The sequence below is a fragment of the Burkholderia sp. Tr-862 genome (assembly GCF_011753085.1).
Lineage (GTDB): Bacteria > Pseudomonadota > Gammaproteobacteria > Burkholderiales > Burkholderiaceae > Burkholderia > Burkholderia ambifaria.
The window spans coordinates 1-25,428 of the sequence record NZ_VWWG01000052.1; the positions used below are offsets into that span (position 1 = coordinate 1).

Here is a 25,428-nt window from a genome sequence, read left to right on the forward strand (position 1 = left end):
TTCAGGTAGTGCAGGTTGCGCGGGCTGCGTCCGGCCGCGATCAACCTGCACTACCTGAGTACGGGGCTCGAGATCGACGTGACGCTGGACGCCGCCGCGGGCGATACCGACGCGGCGCTGGCCGGCCGGCTCGATGTCGACGCGCTCAAGCGCCAGTTCGGCGCGCGCCGGATCGGTTTCACGCGCGAGCTGCCCGCGCAGCCGTGAGCGGCGCAGGCGGCCGCGGGCCGCGCGTTACAGCGGCAACTGCGTGTCGAACTTGATTTCGCGCAGCACGACGCTCGTGCGCACCTGCGACACGGCCGGGATCTTGAAAATCCGTTCGTGCAGGAAGACGTCGTAGGCCTTGATGTCGGGGGCGACGATCTTGAGGATGTAATCGGCTTCGCCCGTCGTGCTGTAGCACTCGGTGACTTCCGGGCAGGTCGCGATTTCGCGCTCGAACTGCTCGACGCCGCCTTCGTTGTGGCGGGTCAGGTGCACGTGCGCGAGCGCACACACGTGCAGGCCGAGCTTCTCGCGATCGAGCAGCGCGGTGTAGCGCTGGATCACGCCGGACTGTTCCATGTCCTTGATGCGGCGCCAGCACGGCGTGCTCGACAGGCCGACCTGGTCGGAGATTTCCTGTACGGAACGGCGCGCGTCGAGCTGCAACAGGCGAAGGATTTTTTGCGAAAAGGAATCGAGCGTCACCTGCGCCTCCATGCGGCAGCTACAACATGCTCAATGTTAGAGGGCCGGGAAAGGAAAGGCAATCTGGCGGCGTGCCGCTGAGCGAGATTCTCTAATTTGCGCGCGGATCCGTGGGATTTTGTCCCGCCCCCGCCTGTTCCGACCGGTCGGTATCGGCCACCGCGAGGCCCGCCAGCGCCGCCTGCTGACGGCGCAGGTCGGCGAGCATGTTGCAGAACAGCGTGCCTTGCTCGATCGCGTCGTCGAGCGCGACGTGCGTGTGCGGATGATCGTCGAACCAGTGCTTCGGAAAGCGCGGCTTGATCGCCTTGCGGTACGGCAGGCCCGTCATCGCGAACGCGAGCGTCTTGATGTCGAGCGCCGACCACGAGAACGGGCAGCGTCCGGTGAAGCGCATCATGTACCAGAACATGAACGTGAAATCGAAGCCAGCCGGCATCGCGACGAACACCGGCTTGCCCGGCAGCGCCTCGACCCACTCGACGTACGCGACGAGCGCGGCCTCGGGCGCCTGCAGGTCGCGCCGGCACGCGGCCCACGCTTGCGGTTCGGTCTTCCACCACGCTTCCTGCACCGGATGGGCCTGGGCGCCGGGCAGCGTCTCGAGGTTCGCGGAGAACGTCGCGATCAGCTGCTTGTCCTCGGTATAGGCGGCCGACGCGAAGCTCAGCATCGAGTGCGGGCCGGGAATCGGGCCGTCGGCCTCGACGTCGGTGCTGACGTAGATTTCGGGAATGGCGGTCTGGTTCATCCGAACACCTTGTCGGACACGAACGGATTCGTGCGGCGCTCGTCGCCGAAGGTCGACACCGGGCCGTGGCCCGGCACGAACGTGACGTCGTCGCCGAGCGGCCACAGCTTCTCCTTGATCGAGCGCACGAGGTCCGCATGGTTGCCGCGCGGGAAATCGGTGCGGCCGATCGAGCCGGCGAACAGCACGTCGCCGACGATCGCGACGCGATGCGCGCGGCTGAAGAACACGACGTGGCCGGGCGTGTGGCCCGGGCAGTGATAGACCTCGAGCGTCTCGTCGCCGACCTGCACGGTGTCGCCGTCGTTCAGCCAGTGATCCGGCTCGAACGTTTCGGCGGCCGGGAAGCCGAAGCGCTGGCTCTGCATCGGCAGTTGCTCGATCCAGAAGCGCTCGTCTTCCTGCGGCCCGACGATCGGCACGCCGTAGTGCGTCGCGAGTGCCTTCGCGCCTCCGCAGTGATCGATGTGGCCGTGCGTGAGCAGCACCTTCTCGACCTGCACGTTCTGCCGCGCGATCTCCTGTTCGATCCGTTCGAGATCGCCGCCCGGATCGACGACGGCGGCGCGGCCGGTCTTTTCGCAGACGACCAGCGAGCAGTTCTGCTGGAACGGCGTGACCGGAATGAGCGTGACTTTCATGGAGGCACCGGCGGCTAAAAGGAGCGATTGTACCGGTCGCGCGCACGGCCTGCCGCTCCTGCGGTGCAGCGCCGGACGCGCGCGTGCGGGCAATCCCCGGGCATCCCGATTCTTACCGCCATAGTGAGAATCAATGGTCCGGGCGGGGGCCTTTTCGAGATGACCTTTTGATTTATGTATAATGCCGCCCATTGCGCGTGAATTTCACGCAATTCGCTGGTGTTTCGGCCCCGTTAAATGAGGGCGTCGGATTCACCGTCAAGCATCGACCGCCGGGGAGTCCGGCGGTGTATCCAGCACCGAGCATTCGGTGCTCACGTCTTGTCCGGCCGGGTGCTGCGCGCCCGTCTGCGGCCTTGCTGCCGCGCCGCCGGATGAGGCCTGTGCCGCCGTTCCTGTGCGTTGGCTGTACGCGACGCGCGCGAACGTGAAAGCCATGTTCGATGGCGGCATGTGGGGTCTGGTCAGGCTGCCGGGGACAGGTTGCGCCAGACGTGAAAACTAATCAGGACGGTTGCGGCAGAGACGAAAGCCGCGCCCATGCTAGCCGCCTGCTCGCATCCGAGCGGGGCGTGCCCGCATTTGCCGTCCGGGCCGTGTATCCGCGTTGTTGAGCAGCGTTGTATCGGTGCGGCCCGAACCACAAGGCGACACGTCGATGAATTTCCGTTTTCCGACTCGATTCGGGACCATTGCATTATTTTTTGCGCTGACGGGCTGTGCGGTGCCATCCAGCCAGACCACCGGCAGCGCCAACCAGAAGAACGCGGTCAGCAAGACGGCCGCGGCCGCCAAGGCGGACGACGACAAGCAGCAACTGAGTTTCGATTCCGCGCTGGCGTCGATGCCGGCTGCCGACAGCAAGGACGCGAAGAAGTCGTCGCTGGCGGATGCCGAGCCGATCGACGGCAAGGACGTGTCCGACTTCCGCCAGACGGGCCGGGCATCGTGGTATGGCCGGGATTTCCACGGCCGCCGCACCGCGAACGGCGAGCGCTTCAACATGAACGCGCTGACCGCCGCGCACCGCACGCTGCCGCTGTCCTCGTACATCAAGGTGACGAACTCGTCGACCGGCAAGTGGGTCGTCGTGAAGGTCAACGATCGCGGGCCGTACAAGCGTGGCCGCGTGCTCGACCTGTCGTATGCCGCCGCCCGGATGATCGGCCTCGTGCACTCCGGCACGGGTCGCGTGAAGATCGAAGGGCTGTCGCCGCAGGAAGCGCGCGAGGCACGCGACGAAATGCTCGCGTCGCTATCGTCGAAGTAACGCGGCGGTTCGTCCGCTCATGCAAAAAGGGCTGCCTTCAGGCAGCCCTTTTGCGTTTTCGCGGGTCGGGCGGCGGGAGCCGCCCGCGCTCGCCTGTCAGCCTTCCTTCAGCACGAGTGCGCGCGCATACAGCGTGTTGCGCGACGCGCCCGTCAGCGCGGCCGCGAGTTTCGCCGCGCTTTTCACCGGTACTTCTTCCAGCAGCAGCTTGAGCAGCGCGTCGTGCGCGGTGTCGTCGGCTTCGCCGACGTCGGCCGGCGCGCCTTCGACGACCAGCACGAACTCGCCGCGCTGCCGGTTCGCATCGCCGTCGAGCCAGCTCTGTCCTTCGGCCAGGGTGCCCTGGAACAGCTGCTCGTGTAGCTTGGTGAGTTCGCGCGCGATCAGCAGCCGGCGCGCGGGGCCGAACGCGTCGGCGAGGGCGGCGACGGTGTCGGCGATCCGGTGCGGCGCTTCGTAGAACACCAGCGCGTACGGGTGCCGCGCGAGCGCCTGCAGCGCGTTCGCGCGCTGCTTCGCCTTCGGCGGCAGGAAGCCCGCGAACGTGAACGCGCCGGCCCAGTCGCCCGCCACGCTCAGCGCGGTCACGGCCGCGCTCGCGCCCGGCAGCGGAATCACCGGGAAGCCGGCCGCGCGCACGGCGTCGACGAGCCGCGCGCCGGGGTCCGAAATGCCGGGCGTGCCGGCGTCCGACACGTACGCGACGCGTTCGCCGGCGCGCAGCAGTTCGATCACGCGCAGCGCCGCTTCGCGTTCGTTGTGCTCGTGCACGGCGACGAGCGGTTTCGAGATCCCGTAGCGGGCCAGCAACTGGCCCGTGTTGCGGGTGTCTTCGGCCGCGATGCGGTCGGCGAGGCCGAGCACGTGCAGCGCGCGCAGCGTGATGTCGGCGGTGTTGCCGATCGGCGTCGCGACCACGTAGAGCGCGGCGTCCGGGTAGTGCTGCGTTTGCGCGAGTTCGAGGAGGGCAGTCATGGCAGGCAATGCGCGCAATCGCGGCGCAAGCGGAACAAGGACGGCATTGTGCCACGCGGCGCCGGCCGCGCCGGGCAGCGGGCGCGGTTTGCCGCCCGGCGGCGGCAACTTTTCCGGCGCGGCGGGATCCAGATCGGTCGGCGCGACGTTCGAGCAGCGCGCGCGGCAGTTCCTTGAACGCCGCGGTCTCGCGTTCGTCGCGGCCAACGTGACGATGCGCGGCGGCGAGCTCGATCTCGTGATGCGCACGCCCGACGGCACGCTCGTGTTCGTCGAGGTGCGCGCGCGGCGCAGCAGTCGGCACGGTGGTGCGGCCGCGAGCGTCGGCTGGCGCAAGCGGCGGCGTCTGGTCGCGGCCGCGCTCTATTTCTGGGTGCGGCACGGCGCGGGTGCCGCGTGCCGTTTCGACGTCGTCGCGTTCGAGGCCGGCCGGCTCGAGTGGCTGCGTGACGCATTTCGTACCGACGATGTGTAGCCGCGAGCTGTGACGAGATGTAAAGAGTTCTTGCCATACCGCTGGAGACGGTGCCGGAGTGCGGTAAACTCGCCGCACCCATGACGTTGCGTGCTGCGTGCCACGCGCCCAGTTCACCAGGAATCGATGTCAGTCGAACGTATTCAGCAACATTTTCGCGACAGTGCCGCGCTTCACGCCGAAGCGGCCGATGCGCTGTCGCTGCCGATCGCAGCCGCGGTCGATGCGATGTTCGCCGCGCTGGCGAATGGCAACAAGATCGTTGCATGCGGTGACGGCCTGTCGGCCGCCGCCGCGCACTACCTCGCCGTGTCGCTCGTCGGCGGCTTCGAGCGCGAGCGTCCGGGCCTGCCCGCGATCGCGTTGGCCACCGATGCGTCGCAGGGCGGCCTCACCGGGGCAGCCGCTGCCGATCAGCTGTTCGCGCAGCAGGTGCGCGTGCTCGGGCAGACCGGCGACATCCTGCTGGTGCTCGACGCGAGCGGCGCGTCGCCGCGCGTGCTGGCCGCGATCGACGAGGCGCACGAGCGCGAGATGACCGTCGTCGCGCTGACGGGCGGTGACGGCCACGCCGTCGCGGCCGCGCTGTCCGATACCGATATTCCAATCAGCGTGCCCGCCTCGCGTGCGGCGCACGTCCACGAAGTCCATCTGCTGACCATCCACTGCCTGTGCGACGGCATCGACGCGATGCTGCTGGGTGAGGATTGAACGAAGGAGAGCCGTCGATGAATCAAAGCCGCGTCAAACAGACGCTCGTCAGAACCACGTTGCTCGCCGCGCTGACGGCGGGCCTCGCGATGTCGCTGCAGGGCTGCGTGCTCGGCGTGCTCGGTGCGGCGGCCGGCGGCGGCGCGCTGATCGCGACCGATCGCCGTACGCTCGGCGCGCAGACCGAGGATCGCGAGATCCAGGTCAAGTCGCTCACGCAGATCAACAACGGGCTGCCGGACCAGTCGCACGTGAACGTCACGGTGTTCAACCGCCGCGTGCTGCTGACGGGTGAAGTGCCGAATGACGCATCGAAGCAGCGCGCCGAGGAAATCGTGCGCGGCATCAACAACGTGAGCGCGATCGTCAACGAGCTGTCGGTCGAGCCGGCGTCGTCGCTGTCGTCGCGCGCGAACGACTCGTACCTCGAAGGGCGCGTGAAGTCCGAGCTGATCGCGACGAAGGGGCTGTCGGCGAACTACTACAAGGTCGTCAGCGAGCGCGGCAACATCTACCTGCTGGGTCTCGTGACGGTCGACGAAGGCAATCGCGGCGCGGATGCTGCGAGCCAGGTGCCGGGCGTCGAGAAGGTCGTGAAGGTGTTCCAGTACATCAAGCCGCAGGACGCGCAGGCGTTGCAGGCTGCGTCGCCGAGCACTGCGTCCGGCGCGCAGGCCGCCGCCGCGCCCGCGGATGCCGCGACGGTCGGCGCGGTGCCCGATGCATCGGTCCAGTCCACCCCGCTACAACCGCCCGCGCCGATCTCGAATTCGTCGAGCGTGCATCCGGGCAACCCGAAGGCAACGCCGCAATGAAGTCGACGCAGATGACGATCAGGCAATGGATCGTGCAGGGCGCTGCGGCCGCGGCGCTCGCGGCCGGTGCGCTCGGCGCGGCGCACGCGGACGTCGGCGACGGCCTGAAGGTCGCGCGCAGCAATGCGTGCATGGGCTGCCACGCGGTGGACCGCAAGCTCGTCGGCCCGTCGTTCAAGGACATCGCCGCGCGCTACAAGTCCGATCCGCAGGCCGTTGCGAAGCTGTCGAAGAAGGTGAAGGATGGCGGTTCCGGCGTCTGGGGCGCGATTCCGATGCCGGCGCACCCGCGCCTGAGCGACGCGGATCTGCGTTCCGTGGTCGAATGGGTGCTGGCCGGTGGACCGTCGAAGTGACGCGTCGGGGGTGAGGCAAGCCCTATTGCCAAGCGCGGAAATGCATGTGTATGATGGTTGTCTGTTGGGGCGGTAGCTCAGCTGGGAGAGCGTCGCGTTCGCAATGCGAAGGTCGGGAGTTCGATCCTCCTCCGCTCCACCAATAGATTATCTAGACGAATCCTGATGTATCCGCAAACCCCGCAGCCAGTAAGGCTCGCGGGGTTTTTTCTTGCCTATAATATCCAATGGAGACCGTTTGAATCCACTGGCGAGTGGGGGCAACGTTGGGGATAACTCACCCGCCCCCGCAAGCACTTGCCCCCAGGAGGCGTGACATGCCCCTTACCGATGCTGAGATCCGGAAGGCAAAGCCCGGCGAGAAGCCGATCCGCCTGTTCGATGGTGGCGGCCTGTATCTGGAAATCTCGACCGCGGGCGGCAAGTGGTGGCGCCTGAAGTACCGCTTCGGCGGAAAGGAAAAGCGCATCTCCTTGGGCGTCTACCCGGATATCGGATTGAAAGATGCGCGGGAGCGGCGGGATGCCGCCAGGAAGCTCTTGGCAAACGGTGTGGATCCGGGGGAAGCCAAGAAAGCGAAAAAGGCAGCGAGTCAGGAACGGGCTGCCAACTCGTTCGAAGTGATCGCTCGCGAGTGGTTCGCGAAATACGCTTCTGGTTGGGCCACCAGCCACGCCGACAAGATCATTCAGCGGCTAGAACGGGATGTCTTCCCCTGGCTCGGTGGACACGCCATTGCCGACATTGCCGCGCCCGAATTGTTGACCGTGGTGCGTCGCATCGAGGAGCGCGGCGCACATGACACGGCTCACCGGGCACTGCAAAATTGCGGGCAAGTATTCCGGTATGCCGTGGCGACGGGCCGTGCCGAACGCGATCCTTCCGGCGACCTACGAGGCGCGCTCCCGCCACTCAAGCACGAACACTATGCCGCCATCATCGATCCCACTCAGGTTGGCGAATTGCTGCGTGCAATCGACGGGTTCCAGGGGACCTTCATCGTCAAATGCGCGTTAATGTTGGCCCCGGTGCTGTTTGTCAGGCCCGGCGAACTGCGCACGGCGGAATGGTCGGGGTTTAACCTCGACAAAGCCGAATGGCGCTACCTCGTGACCAAGACCAAGACGGAACACCTCGTCCCGCTGCCCGCCCAGGCGTTGGCCATCCTGCGCGAACTGCAGGCCCTGACGGGGCAGCGGCAACATGTTTTTCCTGGTCGCGATCCCCGCAAGCCGATGAGTGGGGCGGCGATCAATGCCGCGCTGCGGCGTATGGGGTACGACACCAAGACTGAAATCACGGGCCACGGCTTTCGGGCAATGGCACGCACCATCCTTCACGAAGAATTGCATGTTAAACCTGAGGTGATCGAGCACCAACTGGCCCACCGGGTGCCCGACAACCTCGGCACCGCCTACAACCGAACGAAATTCCTCAAGGAACGCCGGATGATGATGCAGCTGTGGGCGGACTACCTTGATCGGTTGAAGCAAGGGGCGCACATAATTCATCTTTCGGTCCAGGGTTAGTAGTCGAGGTGTCGCTATGCGTGCCCCCGCACGCTTTGTGCCGATGCTTGCAGCACTGACACCTCAGCCGGGGTGGCGGTAAATTGCATGCCTTTGAGTGTCATAAACGCACATATAATTCTCGCTCTCTGAGTCCCTGACACGCATACGTTGCTGGACCCATTCACCTGCACGGTCGCTCTCTTCCTAGGCCCGAGAATTGGCGCCGAGGGAGTTTCTGCATTCGGGAGTCGGGCGTCAGTTGATCGGGCATTCCCGTGACTTCGCCAGGAGGCAGGACAAGCCCTTGCGAGTGGCGCGTGCGTGTGTGGCCGAACCAGTCAGCGCACCCCCTGCTTCCGAGACAGCGCTCATGTCAGTTGCAGTGGCCGAGCAAAGCGGCGAAACGGTCATGCTGTAGCCGAAAGCCCTATGGGGGCCTTGGAGATGTCCGATTGAATGCTCATGGCCCTGGCGCAATGAGATCAGGAACGGTAGGCTAGCCAGCACGACGTGCTGGCTGCTGAGAACACCCTCCAAGTCGGAATCTGGACAAATGCCTGTCCAGACTCGCTACTTCTGTTGCCAGGAAAATAATTTCAACCATGCCCAAATTCAAGTTCGTTGACCTCTTTTCAGGCTGTGGCGGCCTTTCACTAGGGCTGTCCATGGCCGGGCTTCAGGGCGTGTTCGCCGTCGAGCGCGATCCCATGGCGTTCGAAACGTTCTCAGACAATTTTCTAAGTGACCGGGAAGTACCGGTCGCGAAATTTGCGTGGCCGGCCTGGCTTACGAAACAAGCTTGGGGCATTGACGACCTGTTGGAAATGCACCATCAAGATCTCAGTCAGTTGCGAGGTCAAATCCAACTCCTGGCGGGAGGACCTCCATGCCAAGGGTTTAGCTTTGCAGGTCGGCGAGATGAGGCAGACCCACGAAACCTGCTCTTCGAAAAATACGTTCAGGTCGTGGATGCTGTTCAACCGTCAATTCTGGTGCTCGAGAACGTACCAGGAATGAAAGTGGCGCACACGACAAAGACGGGCGACGACGCCCGTGAGCAGCCATCAGAGTCATATTATGAAAAGCTCAAGCGGAGTCTCGAGACCATTGGCTATCAGGTTCATGGCGAGATCGTGGATGCATCGCGCTTTGGCGTACCGCAACGCCGGTCCCGGTTAATTGTCATCGGGTTACGGAAGGACCTCGCTTCCAAGCTGACTGGCGGAGTCCTGCGCGCGTTCGAACTGCTCGAGTCGAAGCGGCTCGAATTGCTCGCCAAGCATGGTTTGCCAAAAACGAAGATGGTCACCACACAGGACGCTATATCGGATCTCCTGGTCAATCGATCCGTCACCAAGCCTTGCACCGACCCGCTCTCCCCAAAGGGATTTGAGGAAGTCCACTACCTTGGTCCGACAAGTCCTTACCAGCGTTTGATGCACAAGCATTGCCGAAACGATGCTATGGACAGCATGCGTCTGGCCCGCCACGGTAACGAAGTCAGGCAGCGCTTCGAGAAAATAATCAATGAATGCGCTCAGGGCGTCAGGATGAATGATGAAAGCCGTGCGAGATTCGGTCTCAAAAAGCACCGAATCTACCCTATGTCGGCCTGGGAGCCGGCACCTACGATCACAACGCTACCAGACGATATCCTTCACTATTCCGAGCCGCGGATCCTTACCGTGAGAGAGAGTGCTCGTCTACAAAGTTTCCCGGATTGGTTTCGATTTCGCGGCAAGTTTACGACCGGCGGTGAACGGCGTACCAAAGAGTGTCCGCGCTATACCCAGGTAGGCAATGCTGTTCCGCCATTGCTTGCGGAGGCCATCGGTCTCGCTGCCGTCTCGATGCTCATCGAACTTGAGAAGGCGGACAAACGAAACCGCCTAGTGAGCCAACGCCAGCTCATCGCTGCAGCCGCATAGGGAAGGTCGGCATCATGGAAAACTCTTCACATCAAGCCCCCAACTTTCCGAAGGATCTTATCGAATGGGCCGGCCACCGCTCTGGAGGAGTCAAGCGTCTCTTTGATCCCCACAGCGGTCGGCCCAGCAAGCAATTGCTGAAAACCAGCCTGATAACCCGGCTTGAACTCTGGGCAGAGAATATTGCGCTAGGAATTTCAGGCACACCCCGAATTCTTTTGCTCGTGGGTGGGCCTGGAAATGGCAAGACGGAGGCAATCGAACATACAATCAATTGCCTAGACAGGGGATTGGCCGCCGAGGGACGCCTTCTTGACACGCTATCAAGGTCGTTCCACCCACCGATCGGGCAAGCCGTTCCTAGAGTAATTAGGGTCGACGCGGGCAGACTGGCTTGCTCTCCACGCACGCTTGAACTGTCCATCGTTCAAGACGCGTCTGCAACGGCAGGGCATGAAGGGCGTGGCGCCCCAGATCTGCTGATTGAGGAACTGCTCGGGTTAATGGACGGCCCGCCTAGTGAGCATTATTTGTGTTGCGTCAATCGCGGCGTCCTTGACGACGCTTTGATCCGCGCCCTAGACGACAATCATGGCAAGGCCTGCGACCTACTGGAAGCCGTTACCAAGTCTGTCAGCCTTTCAGCGTACGCCCCATCCTGCTGGCCACTTGATGGATTTCCCGACATTGCCGTCTGGCCAATGGATGCCGAATCTCTGCTGGTCAGCCCAGGAGATGGTTCCCCCTCCCCTGGCTCAGTCCTGCTTGAATATGCGACGGATCCAGCACATTGGGAAGAACAAGGTAAATGTCCCGCCGGCGATAGCTGCCCGTTCTGCCACAGCCAATCCCTCCTATCCCGCAATGAGACACGATCGTCGTTGTTGCAAATCCTTCGATGGTACGAACTCGCCAGCGGCAAGCGCTGGAGCTTCCGGGACTTGTTCACCCTAATTTCCTACATGCTTGCCGGCAACCGGCCTTCCGGACATGAATCGCACGGTGATCCGTGCAGAACGGCAATGCGCTTGTCCGAGCTGGACAAGGCCGGGCAACAGGCACGAGATCCGAACCGGCAGCAATTGGCCGCCATATTCCATCTCGCGACGTCTAGCTACCAACATGCGCTTTTCCATCGCTGGGATCCGCAGGCTGGCAGCACGTTACGAGAGGGAATCAAGGATCTTGGGCTTGACAAGGGAACAACCGAAACACGCACCTTACTTGGGCTTCAGCACTTCCTACAGGAGCGCAAGGGCACGTATCTGCCGGCAACGATCGGATCTTTGCTCGAAAGCCTTGTTGATTTGCTGGACCCGGCCATGGCTAGCCCAGACATCGAGGTTGCTGTCAGTGCCCGAAGCAAGGTGCTCCTCGGTGAACTGGACACGAGGTTCAGTCGATCAGTCGCCGGTGGCATCGAGTTCATCCGCAAGCATCAGGTTCTGGCGACTACCGAGCTCGAGTTGCTACGACGGCTAGGCGCGGCAGACGAGATCCTTTCAGCGCCGTCCGTTCGTCGTAGAAATCCTGCCGCGGCAAGCCGTCTGCAACGCATTCTTCGCGATTTCGCATGTCGGCTCGTGCGACGTAGTGTCTGCATACGTTCGGCAGTGGTGGCAGATCTCAAAATACTGAAGGCTTACCAACAAGTGGTGGAGGAAGACGGCACCGGCAAGCGGCTCTTCGAGGCAGCCAAGCAGGTTAAAAACCTACTGAACCACGGTCAGTATTTTGAGGTTTCCCTGACGACCACTTTCGGGCAACCTATCCCGCCGCAACAAAGACAAGCAATCCTTGTGGTGCCAGCCCGGAAGGTTGACATGCTTCGTCTTCCCACGGACGGCCGACCGCGCTCTCCCATTTGTTTCCTCGAGGTTGGTCGCGGTCAATCTCGACAGCCTGTTGCGTTGACATACGACCTTTTCAAGGCGGTGAAAGAAATGGAACGCGGACTTTCTCCGGCGTCCCTGCCCAGTGCCGTCGTCGCGTTGCTTGATACGACAAGGGCGAGATTGTCCGGACCGATAGTGCGCGATCAGGAACTAATTACGGAAGCGAAAATCAGGATCGGGGCGGACGGAACTGAGATCGAGACCTACTGGGACGGCCGCTTTATCGCAGCTCAAGGGGAGGGGCGAGCATGACGTTGGCGGATTTTAAGCAAGAACCTTGGAGAGGCTCCCATCAGGCGTACAGAGAATCCGCACTCGCCATAAATCCAGCCCCGGAATATGCGAATTCCGAGGTGTTATTGGCGTCGCTCTATCGCACAATTGGCTTCGAATCTGTCCGCGAGAGTGACGTCCCTCTAGCCGGGCGCGACGTCGAAAGGGCGATACAACGGCTTCGAGGCAAGCCATCGAGTGCACCGAGTGGTGCAACGTTAGGAGTAGATGCCTGGAACGCGGTTCTGCATGGGGTACTCGAAAGCCCGAAACTACCGAATCAATCAGCCAAGCGCTTCCTGCAAGTGACTCCGCTGGTTCCATCTCTCGCGTTTTTTTCAGGGTCTGCTCGCCTAAAAGGAAATCCGTGGGTACCCGGTAAGTTGATCCGGCGAATGATTTGGCTTGGATCCAAGGACCCCGATTCCGCTCTAGCCCTCTGGGAAGACCTATTTTCCGCGCTCAGCGTTAGCGATCAGGATGATGTCTTCGCCCGCTGGCTCGAGCAGGAAACTGGGGCTTGGGTTCATCATCCAAGTTGGCAATTTGCTCCGATACCTAGCTCTGAGGTCGCCAACCTTGAATGCGACGACTTTGATGGTGTGAAATTCATGCCTGCGAGGCAATTCACGAAAGATTTGCGCGCGCTCATTCGCGCCAAGCCTGCGATGACTCGCCGGCAGTGGATCAGCCTGTTGGAGGCGGTCCTTCGCCTGGCCGCCGTGTCACACGTTACTTGGCTATGTGATGTGCAGGCGCGAATGTGGCGTTGCCTATCCGAAGCGCTTGCTGGGAAGGGGCCGAGTGGGTGCGATGCCACTCGAGCGGCGATGTTCCCGAACAATCCCGTATATATGGCATACGGCGGGAAAGCGCTGAATGGATTCAAGGACAAAGTCTCCGCCTACCTGACGGCGCGTCTGGGCATCAATACAGTTCTCTGGTCGCTGCAGGACATCGATGCTCCGTATGTCGGAGCTATCTCGTCGAGCCACGACGTCGCCAAGCTATGCCAACACATCCGGGACAACCAACTGGATTTGGAGCGAGCAGGCACCCAGGCCGTGCTGGCTGAAATTCGCGAACAGGAGGCTCGCGCGTTGAACTGTAGCAAAGGCATTGGTGCCAACATGCACGAGTTTGCGCGACACGTACTTGGTCAACGCCTGCCAGCGATCCAATTACTTAGAGGATATGACCAAGGGTACGTGCTCAAAAAGCGAGGTAATAGCTCATCTAGTCCCTGGATCGTGTCGCTTGGGCCTGTCGCTGTGCTCGCGCTCGTCCACTGCGCTCTTGCCGGCATGGGCGGGCCGCGCTCGATCCACCGACTGGGCCAACATCTTGCAGCGTATGGCATCGTTGTCGATCGCCACGACATCTCCGAAAACGATCTGGGCCACCAGCTTAGGATGCTTGGTCTCGTGCTGGATAGCCCGGACGCTGAGAGTGGAATGTTGTTGCTGCCTCCCTTTCTAGCCAATCAAGCAACGGGCATAACTGAATGAATCGCCTCGTACATTTCCTCGGCAACATTGTCCGACGCAAGGTTCAGGACGCTGCGCTGCAGCAGCCTGCCGATAGGCTCGAGTCGCGCTTTATCTTCCATGGCCCGCCACTCGATCTCCTTGAACAGGTCTTCAACGAACTTGTCATCGATGGGGGCATAAAGATAGTACATGGTCAGGACGCTGTCGAAGTCACCCTGCCGGTGTTGCTGCAGCTCCCGCAGAGCAATTCGTTCGGTTCCAATCCCGGCATCGGTGAGTCGGGCAAGTGCAACGAGAGCCACCTCCTGCACATCCGCAACGACCCCAACATCGCCAGCTTTGTTGCACTCATGCCACCTGGGCAGCATAACAACAGGTCGGTGGCCTCGACTACCGAGGAATTCGGACTAAGTGCCTCGAGCAATACCGGTCATGCGACATTCGAAGAGTGGTGGGAGGATGAATTTGTCCAGCTACTTGTAATGCGAGGATTGGAGGATGCGCATGTAAGCGCAGAATCGCTTGCGGAAGCAAAGCTAATCGTCAAGCAGGCTGCTGCTGCAGTCGATGAAGTTGACCCCAGCGAGGGCTGCCGGGTGGCCGTCTGGCGGCTACTGTCGCGCCTCTACTCGATCGGGGGCAATGCGCTCGGATTGCCATCAGGTTCGGCATTGGCGCTCGCGTGCGGTACGCCTCCGATGCCGAGCGGCGGCATTGACGCTAAGTCGCAGGTAGGCATACTCGAAAAGGTTGCCGATGAGTTGGCCGATGGATTTAAGACAAGCATCGATCGGTTGGTTGCCGCGGCCACGAGCGAGTCGATCAGGCACGCGCTATTCGCCTTTCTAAGCCACGTACAGGGAGCGTGCGAGGTACCCACTGCCTTCGGACGTGCAACTCCGGCCTTCTACTTGCCATCGGATACCTTCGAGTTGGCCCCGCCCCCCCAATGGTGGCGGGTGCTGACGAGCGAATGCTGGGCTGAGCTTTTGGCGGAGGATCCTGATGGGTCGGTGGAAGACCTCACGATTCGCTGCACCAATCCCATCCTCCCTATTGTTCGTGGGATGCCGGCGATCGTTCGTACCGGGGTCGAGCTCTGCATATCCACTGGATCTATACCGAATGGTGAGACCGTCGAGGTGCTACTTTCGGGCGGATCTCACGGCAAGGCCGGAATTCCGATCCATGTCGCGGGTGAGGTAACACACCACGATATACCGCCGGTAGTCGCGCAGCGGTCCCCAATCAGCTACAAGGCGACCGCAAATAGCGGCAAGGCCGCCACCTGCAGAGTCATTTCGCTTGCTGCCTGGCTCCCGGGCATTCTCGTCACGGCTCGGATGGCAACCAAGCTATCCCCACCCAAAAAGCCGAAGAGGGGCGGCGCCAGAGCAGATTGGGAAACTGCGCTTTCTCTTCCTGGCTCGGGGCGCCACGAGCTGATGCTTCTTGTCTCACCGGATGCCACCATTACGAAGGCCGAGGGTGTGCCCGATGACGCAACCGAACAATCCGCGGATCCACGTCAAGTACTCCAGTTGCATCAATCGAGGGAGGGGGAATACCAGATTGAGATAGAGGCAGAAGGAAAGTATCAACTTGAGATTTCTTTCCGGCCACCGGGACGTGATGGGATCGAAACATGTAAGGTCTACATTACCTGTGAGGAAACCAAGGAAGAGGGGTGCCGGAGCGAGTTCGAGCGTCTAATCAAGGCCAATCGGCGTCATCTCGAGAGGTTTGATACGAAGGCCGTCGTACAGGTTGATCGTCATGCTCGTTCGTCGAGTATCCAGGCATGGATACTCGACGAGCAAAACGTCGACAAGTCCTTCGTTCCGATGGTGCTATCTGACGACTACGTAACCAAGTGGATGTCGCCGGACTGGAGTGGATCTGTTGGTCCAGTCCTTTCGGACGCTCGGTTCCTGCACGATCCGCGGCCCATAGCCTCGCAATTCGTGCCCCCGCAGGGATTTGTAGAAGCCCGGAAGGAAATCGCCAAGCGAATAAGGGCGACTAGCGATTTCGCAGGTCTTGTCGAATCCGCGCCCCTTGGGAAATGGATGGCACAAGAACCTGACTTCCGCAGCTTGGTCGAGAAATATCTTGAATCGTACACGGCATGGCTCGCCGCCGACCGCGATGTCGCGTGCTGGGTCGATGTCGTCGCGGTGTGCCCGCGGGAAGCAGATGGTCGTACGCTTGCGCGGGTTCCCGATGCTATCTTGCTTTCCCCTTTGCACCCCTTGCGATTGGCTTGGCACTGCCTTGCGCAACAAGTTCTATACGAGTCGGCCGAAGGCAGCACTCCGCACCCTTGCCCCGCCGCCAGCATCCTGGATCCGGACTGCATTCCTGACTTGTTGGTAATGTCACTTCAGGCTCCGGGGGGACCCTCTGGCATAGACCAGACTCCTTTCCTCTCCGTCGAATGCAGCTCCGACTATTGGTCGGTGCTTTGGAATGGATTGCGCCTCGGGCAGATCGCCGAAAAGTCAAGCCAAGCCCCATTCGACGGTACATTTGGGCTGGTTGTGGGCGGCATCTCGAGTGGTTTTAGCCCTGCACAAGTGGCCCGAGCACTCGAAGACGTTTCGGACCTTCTATCCGCGAAGCCAATTGTGAGTCTGGTGGTGTCCAGCGGTGGTGCCCCTACCGATGCCTGCAACGAGGGGCTTGCAGTATGGTGTGCCAAGCGATTCGGCAACGGAGAAAACGCGTCGCAGAGAGAAAGCGTAGGCACGCGCGTGCTCGAGATCTTCGATGTGAGGCCCGAGAGTTCACGCCCGGATCAGGCCGCGATCGCAAGCCTGTCCGAAGACACGGCTAATAATGTCCGCTGGTTCGACGACCAACCACCAGACACAAAGCCCGATCTCGGCATTATTGCCCAGCTCGACTCGGCACAGCCGGAATACAGCGTCGTTGGGGTACGCTCTCCGCTGGGGACCGGCGGCCTGATCCGACATAGAGTCAGGCGCCAGTTGCATGGCACATTTCTCAGCGAGTCGCGGCAAGCGCGGCCCATGCCCCCGTCGGGCGAAGTTTTCGCTGACAAGGTTGCCAATTGCATAAGCGTTCTGGAAGGGGGGTATGGCGAATCGACCGGCCTACAATTTGCGCCCAACGTGCATGCCGTATCCGGCATGCTCGAGGAGCAGAAGGCCGATTTCGTCGCAGTTTCGTCCTCCGCGATCGACCCAGCCTGCTTTTTGGGGGGATGGATCAAGGGCACTTATCTGTGGGACTACGATTTGCCGTCATATTCCCATCGCGCTGGCGATACGAGTGGCTACTATTTGCTATCTCAAGTGAGGGATGCCGATCGCGATGCCTTGAGCAGGGTTCTCCAACCTTTGCGACGCGATAGGGCGCTTAGCGACGGCCAAGTCGAGCAAATCCTACTCGAGGTTGCCAGGCGGGGGATTCCAACGGTGCGTGGCCTTTCTGGCGACGACACTGGAGCCACTGGAGACCTCGGATTGTTCCTGGCGGTCAGACTGCTGCAGGACCAGTTCCGTACGACAGGCAATTTGGAGAGCATATTACCGGTGCTGTCCGGCTCACCCGAAGATGCCTGTATTGCGATCATAATTCCTGTCGACCCCTTTCGTGGCTACCTCTCGGACATCGCTCGATCGCTGGGCAAGGAGCGTAGGGAAGCCTCGATGTCACGCCCGGACCTATTGGTCGCTGGACTTCGTGTCAGCGAGAACAATGTTCGCATTCACCTAACCCCAATCGAGGTCAAATGCAGGCAGCGATCCACTGTACTCAGTCCCAATGAGGCCAAGGACGCACTCGCGCAAGCCCGAGCATTATCGACACTCCTCACCGCAATGGAAGAGCGAGCCTCGATGTCATTGGTCTGGAAGCTCGCGTACCAACATCTTTTGTTGTCGATGATTGGGTTCGGTTTGCGCGTATACAGCCAGCACGAACTCGTCAAAGCGCAGGCCCCGCGGTGGGCCGGCTACCACGAGCGTATCGCTGGCGCAATATTGGGCCCAGCACCCGTGATTACCGTAGATCCCAGCGGGCGGCTCATAGTCGCAGATGGGTCGTCACTCAGCGACGCGCACGACCGTGACGACGATGGCTTTTGCGAGAGCATATTTGTTTCTCCCGGTGACGCAGGGCGAATCATCGGTGACGATGCTCAGGAATTCTACGATGCTGTCCGCTCCAAGGTCGGCGATTGGCGGCTCCTCCCCTCATCCGCAGGCACAATCAGGCTGGACACCGAGGACGCCGCTTGCGTCTCTCCGCCCGCATACGAGGGTAGCTCGAACATCGAGGCGAGTACGGCGGATTCTCTCGCCGTACCCGATGCCGCGCGTCGCGAAATGAACGCCCAAGGTACTAGTGCAGCCTCTCAACAAGCAACGACTGAAGTAGCGGAAGACGCAAGCTGTAGTGGCATCATTCTTTCCGTCGGCAAGACCGTCGACGGATTCGAGCCTCGCCCGATTTCACTGAATATCTCGGATACGCGGCTTAACCAGCTCAATATTGGCGTTGTCGGCGATCTCGGCACCGGCAAGACTCAATTGCTGAAGTCGCTGATATACCAAATCACTTCCGCGAGCAGCGAAAATCGCAATATCAAGCCACGATTCCTGATATTCGACTACAAGCGGGACTACAGTAATCCAGAATTCATCGAGGCAACCGGTGCACGTATTGTCCGGCCTGTACACTTGCCGCTTAACCTATTTGACACATCGTCAATGGGGGAGTCTGTGGCCCCCTGGCTCGACAGATTTCGCTTCTTCGCCGATGTCCTCGATAAGGTGTATGCCGGTATCGGGCCGGTGCAACGTGACAAGCTCAAAGGGGCCGTCCGGAACGCCTATGAAGCAAGCTCCATACGAGGTGGTCAGCCGACCATCTACGATATTCATGCTGAGTACCGGGAGCTACTGGGCGGGAAGTCTGACTCTCCAATGGCGATTATCGACGATTTGGTGGACATGGCCGTCTTTGAGCGTGATCCGACCAAGACGAAGCCGTTCGACGAATTCCTCGACGGCGTGGTAGTAGTGTCGCTCGATGCGATGGGGCAGGATGACCGCAGCAAGAATATGCTGGTGGCCATCATGTTGAATATGTTCTATGAGAATATGCTTAGAACACCAAAGCGCCCATTCATTGGAAATGATCCGCAGCTGCGCGTGATTGACTCGTATTTGCTTGTCGACGAGGCGGATAACATTATGCGCTACGAGTTTGACGTGTTACGCAAGCTCCTGCTTCAAGGACGTGAATTCGGAACCGGCGTGATTCTAGCGTCGCAGTACCTTAGGCACTTCAAGGCAAGTACTACGGACTATCGAGAACCGTTGTTGACTTGGTTCATCCATAAGGTCCCCAACGTCACTCCGGCCGAATTGGGCGCGCTTGGCTTCACATCAGATCTGGGGGAGTTGTCCGAAAGAGTAAAGACTCTGCGCAACCATCACTGTCTCTACAAATCATTCGATGTCTCTGGCGAAGTAATTAGAGGTCTCCCCTTCTATGAGCTTGACAGAGACTCACGGCAATCCGCGTAGGGGCGCGTGTCATGGTTGACTTCCTCTCGCCAAGCGAGCGCTCTGAACGAATGTCCCGGATTCGTGGCAAGGATACCCAGCCCGAGCTTGCACTACGTCGGGTGTTACACGGGCTTGGGCTGCGTTACCGCTTGCATGGTGCAGGTCTTCCCGGCAAGCCGGATCTTGTTTTCCCTCGCTACAAGGCAGTTGTCTTTGTCCACGGCTGCTTTTGGCACAGGCATGCCGGATGCAGTATCGCGACGCTGCCGAAGAGCAATACGTCCTTTTGGATTGAAAAATTCCAAAGGAATGTTGCGCGGGACACAAGAGTTGTCGCCCAGCTAGAGGTGCAGGGGTGGAGGGTCTTTGTAGCCTGGGAATGCGAGCTCGCTACCCCAGCAAAGGCATCGCAGACTGGCGCGAGGCTTGCGGGGCAAATTAAATCGCGCGCTGCCAAATAAGTCGGCCAGTAATGCCCGTTTTACGGATTGCGTGGTGACTACCCATGTCGGCAGGGCGCCCGATTGCAATTGATTGCAACCACCAGTACTGCTTTCCTTGCGGCAGGGCGTTCCGCTTACAGCACGCTAGCCGCGTTGTGTTCGAACAGGTTGGCATCGCGGATGTACCGCGCGAGCATCTCGAGCGAGCGATGCCCGGTCTGTTGCTGGATCTTGTAAGACGGGATGCCGGCCCGCGCGGCACTGGTGGCGAGGCCCGCACGCAGGCTGTGCGCAGACAACGCGGACGGATCGAGTCCTGCGGCCCGGGCGCGCGCCTTGACGACGAGGGTCACCGACTGGGCGGTCAGGCGGTCGCCGCGTAGTACGCCACTCTTGTCGATTGCGCGAAACACCGCGCCGTCATGCAGGTGCGAGTGCTCGAGCCATTTGGCGACTTCCGTCACCGGACAGGCGCGGGGTCGCCCGAATGGCACGCCGATTTTTCGGCCCACTCCCGCTTGATCGGTCTTGCTTCGGCGTAGCGTCAGCACCATGCCTTGGTCGACAAAGGCGAGGTCGCGCACGTCCAGTGCCACCAGTTCCGACCGGCGCAGCGCGGCCGCAAAGCCCGTGAGGATCAGCGCGCGATCCCGCTGGCTCCTGAGATCGGTGCCGACGGGGAGCAGCGTGATCATCTCGTCCGTCAACAGCGGCGCGGCCTGGCGCTGGGGGCCGCCATGTTGGCGCCGGATACCACGCAGCACGGTGCGGACCAGGTCGCTCCGGGCGGGATCAGCGAATCCCTGGCTTAGATGGGCCCGGCTGATGCCGACGAGCCTGCGGGCGATCGTATGCGGGGAGAGGGTCGGTGCGCGGTCCACGAGGTACGCGGCGAGGATCGTTGGCGTGCAGGGGATGGTGCCGCCCCAGTGGAGGAAGTCCGTGAGATCGCCCCTGTACGCTCTGCGGGTATTGTCTGAGATGGCGGCGGCGACATAGGAGCCAACGGTGTCCGGCAGAGTATCGGCGGGCCATTCTTTGACCAGGGCAGCGGGTGCTGCAGGATATCGGCCGCATGGCAGGAGTTCAGCGAGTTCCACGTGAGGGTCCCTTTTCTGCGCGACGGTACAGGAAATGGGTCACGACATTCAGCAGGATCTCTCGCGGCACGCCTTGCGGGTACGACGCGCACGCCAAGGTATCCGCGCGCCAATGGATACATGACAGGCACTTCGGGATCACCGTCTCGTACTGGACGTCGTCCCAGCGGCTGGTCGATTCAACCTCGATGCGGTGCTCCATTCTGTCGCTCCTTTCATGGTTGGGCTGGCGGGGTGGGCCGGCGGCCTGGCGTTCTGGGACATGACTGGCGTTGTACTAGTGCCCTGGTTAGGTAGCGATAAGTGGGTGTTATCGCTAGTAAAGCGCGGGCGACGAGCCGGGTCATGCCAGCGCCTGCGCCCGCAGCGCGTTCAGCGCATCCCGCGCGTCGCGCAACAACGCGGTCAGCTCGGCGGCCGCGTCCGGCTGCAGGCCGACACTGGCAAAGAACGCCTGTTCGAATCGCCGACGCAATGTTTCGCGGCCATCGAACATCAGCTCGCGGTCGAGCCGGGCGCCTTCGCTGACGAACGCGGCGCAGCCGAGGGCGGCGACCGGATCGGTGCCGGGGTGGTCGCGGAAGAAGCGGCACAACGCGACCGACTCGGCGAGCAGCGCGGCAAAGCAGCGCTTGCCCACCCGCGTATGCCGGTCCAGCGCCGCATACAGGATCCCATGCCGCCCCTCGAAGCCGGTCGCCATCGCGCGATGCACCGGGCGCTGTGCGCGCACGAGCTCGGCAATGACGGGCACAGGGACGTTCAACGAGTCGGTCACGCCGTTGCCGCAGATGTACAACGCGTGCTCGTTTGGGGAAAGCTGCATCCGATCGCAGACCGCCCCCATCAGGTCGCGACGCGGTCCGGCGACCGTGTGCCAGGCGCCGCCGCAGAAACGACGGTACCCGCAAATCTGTCGCAGGCAGGCCACGCGATGGACCACGTCGGCGGTGGGCGCCGCGATGGCCTCAAGCAACTGGGCGTCGTCAAGCACCGACACCTGCTGCTCGAGTCTCGACAGCTCGGGCGAGAACTCGAGCGCCGCGATGGCGTCGCAGAGCGCGCGGCTCTTGGGGGCATCGCAGAGCCGGCGGACGAGGTAGCCGGCGACGCGCATGCTGCCGAAGCGCCGATGGAGCGCGGTGCGGCGGAACAGCTGCAGCACTTCGAGGCAGCGCTCATGGCTTCCCGCGCCCACATCCTCGTAGGCGACCACGGGAAGCCGCCGCCAGAGATATGATTCGTCGACCTGGAGCAACTTCACCGCCGTTGCCAGCGCGACCTCCGTCAGGCCCAGGCGGATCGCCTTCTGCAGGTTGGAGGCGAGCAACCAGCGGTCGCTCACCTCAAGCAGGGGAAGCGCGCCGACGTCGACCGATGACGATGCAACGTGTTCGAGGATTGCAGTTAACGCAGGCGGAGCATAGATACGCACTGCTTGCTTGGCTTGCATGAGCGGGTATGGAGATGTATTTGGATATTATTAAATCGTAGTCCTAATACATTTAATGTAAAGCTTTATTGTGATCGGTTAATTTTTTGTGGAATTTGATCCGTGGTGCGCTGGTGGATCACTGTCTCAGATGCCTGATTATTGCTTGCCCACGATCGGATTGAATCGGTCACGCAAGGCTGCCTCAAGTGCCGGGGCGATGAGGTCATAGTTTTCAACGCGCAGCTCGAGTACGTGCAAGCGAAATGCACGCGTGGCCATGGTCGGCCGCGCCCGGAGCTTCAGCGCGAAGGTCGTTTTGTCGAGCCCGAGATTGAGATGCTCCAGGACTCGCGCGCCCACATTTCTTGATTTCCCAAGATAAAGTGGGAGCCACTCTGGCATGGAACGGTGGCGATTGATCCGCTTCTTCTTGAGGTTCGGCGTGAACTTCTTCTTGTAGTCCTCGTGCTCCCACTCCGCGCGAAAAGCTTGCATCCATGCAGAGACGCTGGTGTCGGGCGTGGCGAGGGTCGCGATGTCAATGCGGTAGATTCCGCTATAGGTCAGGCGGCTGATCGGCGCGTCGTCGGAAAGATCGCAGATCAGTGGCAGATCGATTTCGTCTGAGATCGCCGCGAAGTCCGCGAAGGCCTTGCTCAGTATTTTATCCAGCGCGTAGAGACGTTCCATGACTAGTTTCTAGGATTGATCGGACAGTGGTCGCAAGCATGACGGCACGTTCAAGCTAAAGCCCCCGGTGGGAACCGCGATATTGCCGGCGGCCGTTTTCGGCATCACTTGCTTATCGCACTCAAAGTATTCAGCATGTCCAGCGATTTGGACGAGTTCACACTCGTGCGACGCAGCAGGGGACACCGCGTTGTCGCATCCGTGCAATTGATTGCAATAGTCGAGACTAGAGCGGCCTGTGTCGACCATCATAAACAGCAGGTAGAATCTCGCGTCGACCTCGCCGTTCACGTTTTTTCTACACCGACGGCGCGTAGAAGTAGATCGGCGTCAGCGGGAGCATCACCTTGTCGTCCTCGGCGAGCTGCGGGTAAAACTGCTGCCACAACGCGATGAGCCGATCCAAATCGATCAACTCGACTTGGGCGTGCGAACTGCGGGCCGTGGCTTTGGCCTCGGGCGTGAACCCACCCGACGCCACGAAGATGCCGACATCGCCGTCCTTCTGGAGCAGCCCCATCAGCTCGCGGATTTCCTGGACTCTCGCTGCCGTGTCGATCTTGTGCTTGACCTGCACCTTGATTCGCGGAGAAACCGTGCCTAGCGGATCTCGATACGCAATGATGTCGACTTCAACATGGTCCGGTCTTCTAAATAGGATTTAGCTATTTCTCGCGGTCGATAGCGCTGACCCATGCAAAAAATCAACGGTGGCTACGGATGGCGCTTTCGGCGGGGCCGCACTTCATACTTGACGTAGTAGCCCCGTCTTGCCACAAGAAACGGTTGCCCGTGACTGAGCATCACGCGCATATGGATGTCAGTGAGTTGGTCGCCAAAGAACTCACGGACTTTGGCTCCACGGAGGCGATCTTCAAAAGGCTGATACCCAGACAGCATCTTGGGTATCACCGTTTCCCGAAATTCCGAGCCGTTTTCGTCGATCCAGTCACAGATTTCCCGGCCGACGATCTGGTTAGCATACGGCGCGTTGCTTAGGTTAACGTCAATGATCTCCAGATCCATGCCATCAAAGTAGGCTAGGACGTTCACATCTGGGCGGAACGAGTAATGGTCGCAGATGCCTATCACCAAGTTTGCATCCCCGTCGTCGTTGCCCCATCTCTTGCCTTCGAACACCAGGTTGTAAGTCTTGTCCCCAAACTGCATCGGGTTGTAGTCTTTCCGGTCGGCGCTGATAAACGAGATCCGAGTAATCGCCACTCGCGCCCAGCCAATCGCCCCCGTATCCTCGAGCAGGCAGAGGTACCGGAACTCCCTCTCGAGCGATGTCGGCTCGCCGTTGGCGGTCCATTCGAGCAACGTATCGTCAACTCCCGCCATCAGGGAGTACAGCCTCGACAAGCTCTCTCCGGAGTATCTCGAACTGACGGTACACGTGATCTCTTCGCCGGGCACGCGATCTATGGTCACATATTCGTGCGTTCTCGACCAGCCTTCGTGGAGTGTCAGGCTGCGCTGCCGAGCCTTTTCTGCGATGCGCTGATCCTCCTCAGTCCGCTTGCGCTCCTCCTCGGTCCGGCGCTGTTCATCTTCAAGCTGGCGGCGCAGTTCTTCCTGGACGCGACGTTGCTCGGCGGCGATCTCTCTCCGACGCTGCTCAAAGCGTGCCTGCGCTTCCGCAGCTTGCGCCTGGGCACTCTTGAAGGCCGGGAAGAGCGCCTTAACTTCTTCTTCCATGGCAGCTAGCAGTTCGCTCGTGATCTCCCAGGCTTCCGCGAGCCAAGGGTCGATCATTCTTAAGATTGCAGCGGGGGCGCGGGAGTCCGTGAACGTCGCGGTGATTTCGCGTCTGCGGGTGCCTGCCTGCGTCAGGTTCTGGCTCCCGATGCTAGCGAACCCTTCGGGTGCCATGACAATCTTCGCGTGCAGGTCGGGAAGGCAAAAGACCTTGTGCCCGGCAGCCATCAAGGTCTTAACGGTGGCGAGAGACGAAGACCCGTTCCCGAAGATGTCTGCATCGAAGAGGGTGTAGATTCGGCTTTGCCCAGCCTTCGCTAGTACTTGTTCTGCTGTGCGGGAGGTGAGGTAGGGCGACAGGACAATCAGGCCGCCTCCGGCGGTGGCCTGACGCCAGACGCGGGCGACGCCTTTGCCGTAGAGCGTCGTGGTTAACCTCTGGATTCGACGTTTGTCTGACCTTCCCATTGTGCACGCACCCCGATGCCGCCTCCCGGCGAAGCATAGAGCATTTGCGACGCCCTTACCAAGGATGCGGTACCGGCTCATGCGTATTTCGGAGATCGCGCACACCGCGAACGGAAGTCCATTGTCTTCGATCGACAGCTGCGACGGTGTCGTGAACACTGCGCCATCGGACAGATGTCGGCCAGAAGGCGACGTTGGCTACCGCCCCCGAGAGCCGACATTCAAGTACCACGCGAGAGTCGCGGCTCGTCCTCGTGACCGCCTTAC

General features: G+C 61.1%; 21 protein-coding genes, 1 tRNA gene and 1 pseudogene. 13 read left to right on the plus strand and 10 right to left on the minus strand.

Annotated elements, in window-relative coordinates; genetic code table 11:
- Positions 1–18: 18 nt before the first annotated feature.
- Positions 19–207 (plus strand): annotated as a pseudogene (locus F3J14_RS16410) (cation-efflux pump); the annotation flags it as partial.
- A gap of 27 nt (positions 208–234) precedes the next feature.
- Here F3J14_RS16410 and F3J14_RS16415 read toward each other — a convergent pair.
- From F3J14_RS16415 to F3J14_RS16425, 3 genes are all read right to left on the minus strand, one after another.
- Positions 235–705, minus strand: coding sequence for an Lrp/AsnC family transcriptional regulator (locus tag F3J14_RS16415; RefSeq protein ID WP_006477376.1), 471 nt, complete (start codon positions 703–705; stop codon positions 235–237).
- Between the two features lie 79 nt (positions 706–784).
- Positions 785–1,444, minus strand: a complete 660-nt coding sequence (locus tag F3J14_RS16420; protein WP_006760444.1) for an exonuclease — start codon at positions 1,442–1,444, stop codon at positions 785–787.
- Positions 1,441–2,085: an MBL fold metallo-hydrolase gene (locus F3J14_RS16425; protein WP_166723902.1), complete on the minus strand. Its 645-nt coding sequence runs from the start codon at positions 2,083–2,085 to the stop codon at positions 1,441–1,443. The genes F3J14_RS16420 and F3J14_RS16425 overlap by 4 nt, the downstream gene beginning before the upstream one ends.
- A gap of 658 nt (positions 2,086–2,743) precedes the next feature.
- Between F3J14_RS16425 and F3J14_RS16430 the strand changes: the two genes are divergently transcribed.
- Complete coding sequence (locus tag F3J14_RS16430; protein WP_166723903.1) at positions 2,744–3,355, plus strand: septal ring lytic transglycosylase RlpA family protein; 612 nt, start codon at positions 2,744–2,746, stop codon at positions 3,353–3,355.
- A 96-nt stretch (positions 3,356–3,451) separates the two neighbouring features.
- On the opposite strand, the gene rsmI is transcribed toward F3J14_RS16430, so the two are convergent.
- Positions 3,452–4,330 (minus strand): 16S rRNA (cytidine(1402)-2'-O)-methyltransferase, encoded by an 879-nt coding sequence (rsmI, locus tag F3J14_RS16435; RefSeq protein ID WP_166723904.1) that lies wholly within the window; start codon positions 4,328–4,330, stop codon positions 3,452–3,454.
- A gap of 46 nt (positions 4,331–4,376) precedes the next feature.
- Here rsmI and F3J14_RS16440 point away from each other — a divergent pair, with 46 nt between their 5' ends.
- From F3J14_RS16440 to vsr, 11 genes are all read left to right on the plus strand, one after another.
- On the plus strand, positions 4,377–4,805 hold the full coding sequence (locus F3J14_RS16440; RefSeq protein WP_211080362.1) for a YraN family protein: 429 nt from the start codon (positions 4,377–4,379) through the stop codon (positions 4,803–4,805).
- Positions 4,806–4,931: 126 nt separating this feature from the next.
- Positions 4,932–5,516: an SIS domain-containing protein gene (locus tag F3J14_RS16445; RefSeq protein WP_105832030.1), complete on the plus strand. Its 585-nt coding sequence runs from the start codon at positions 4,932–4,934 to the stop codon at positions 5,514–5,516.
- 17 nt (positions 5,517–5,533) lie between these two features.
- Positions 5,534–6,331 (plus strand): BON domain-containing protein, encoded by a 798-nt coding sequence (locus F3J14_RS16450; protein ID WP_166723906.1) that lies wholly within the window; start codon positions 5,534–5,536, stop codon positions 6,329–6,331.
- Positions 6,328–6,687, plus strand: coding sequence for a c-type cytochrome (locus tag F3J14_RS16455; protein WP_166723907.1), 360 nt, complete (start codon positions 6,328–6,330; stop codon positions 6,685–6,687). The genes F3J14_RS16450 and F3J14_RS16455 overlap by 4 nt, the downstream gene beginning before the upstream one ends.
- Positions 6,688–6,753: 66 nt before the next feature.
- A tRNA-Ala gene (locus F3J14_RS16460) sits at positions 6,754–6,829 on the plus strand.
- A 175-nt stretch (positions 6,830–7,004) separates the two neighbouring features.
- Positions 7,005–8,216, plus strand: coding sequence for an integrase arm-type DNA-binding domain-containing protein (locus F3J14_RS16465; protein WP_166723908.1), 1,212 nt, complete (start codon positions 7,005–7,007; stop codon positions 8,214–8,216).
- Between the two features lie 584 nt (positions 8,217–8,800).
- Positions 8,801–10,126 (plus strand): DNA cytosine methyltransferase, encoded by a 1,326-nt coding sequence (locus tag F3J14_RS16470; protein ID WP_166723909.1) that lies wholly within the window; start codon positions 8,801–8,803, stop codon positions 10,124–10,126.
- 14 nt (positions 10,127–10,140) lie between these two features.
- Complete coding sequence (locus tag F3J14_RS16475; RefSeq protein WP_166723910.1) at positions 10,141–12,273, plus strand: hypothetical protein; 2,133 nt, start codon at positions 10,141–10,143, stop codon at positions 12,271–12,273.
- A complete protein-coding gene (locus F3J14_RS16480) occupies positions 12,270–13,802 on the plus strand; it encodes a hypothetical protein (RefSeq protein ID WP_166723911.1) in 1,533 nt (510 codons plus the stop codon). The genes F3J14_RS16475 and F3J14_RS16480 overlap by 4 nt, the downstream gene beginning before the upstream one ends.
- Complete coding sequence (locus tag F3J14_RS16485; protein WP_166723912.1) at positions 13,799–19,342, plus strand: ATP-binding protein; 5,544 nt, start codon at positions 13,799–13,801, stop codon at positions 19,340–19,342. Before F3J14_RS16480 ends, F3J14_RS16485 begins: the two co-directional genes overlap by 4 nt.
- Before the next feature lie 11 nt (positions 19,343–19,353).
- On the plus strand, positions 19,354–19,785 hold the full coding sequence (gene vsr, locus F3J14_RS16490; protein ID WP_166723913.1) for a DNA mismatch endonuclease Vsr: 432 nt from the start codon (positions 19,354–19,356) through the stop codon (positions 19,783–19,785).
- A gap of 116 nt (positions 19,786–19,901) precedes the next feature.
- Here vsr and F3J14_RS36200 read toward each other — a convergent pair whose 3' ends face one another.
- The 6 genes from F3J14_RS36200 to F3J14_RS16520 all read right to left on the minus strand — a co-directional run bounded on the left by F3J14_RS36200 (position 19,902) and on the right by F3J14_RS16520 (position 25,320).
- Complete coding sequence (locus tag F3J14_RS36200; protein ID WP_211080361.1) at positions 19,902–20,867, minus strand: site-specific integrase; 966 nt, start codon at positions 20,865–20,867, stop codon at positions 19,902–19,904.
- Positions 20,854–21,069, minus strand: coding sequence for a hypothetical protein (locus F3J14_RS16500; protein WP_166723914.1), 216 nt, complete (start codon positions 21,067–21,069; stop codon positions 20,854–20,856). The genes F3J14_RS36200 and F3J14_RS16500 overlap by 14 nt, the downstream gene beginning before the upstream one ends.
- 141 nt (positions 21,070–21,210) lie before the next feature.
- On the minus strand, positions 21,211–22,320 hold the full coding sequence (locus tag F3J14_RS16505) for a hypothetical protein (RefSeq protein ID WP_166723915.1): 1,110 nt from the start codon (positions 22,318–22,320) through the stop codon (positions 21,211–21,213).
- A gap of 138 nt (positions 22,321–22,458) precedes the next feature.
- Positions 22,459–22,992 carry a hypothetical protein gene (locus F3J14_RS16510; protein ID WP_124668256.1) on the minus strand — a complete coding sequence of 178 codons (534 nt, stop codon included), beginning with the start codon at positions 22,990–22,992 and terminating at the stop codon, positions 22,459–22,461.
- A gap of 298 nt (positions 22,993–23,290) precedes the next feature.
- Positions 23,291–23,653 carry a restriction endonuclease gene (locus F3J14_RS16515; protein WP_166723928.1) on the minus strand — a complete coding sequence of 121 codons (363 nt, stop codon included), beginning with the start codon at positions 23,651–23,653 and terminating at the stop codon, positions 23,291–23,293.
- Positions 23,654–23,706: 53 nt separating this feature from the next.
- Positions 23,707–25,320, minus strand: coding sequence for a hypothetical protein (locus tag F3J14_RS16520; protein ID WP_166723916.1), 1,614 nt, complete (start codon positions 25,318–25,320; stop codon positions 23,707–23,709).
- Positions 25,321–25,428: the final 108 nt, after the last annotated feature.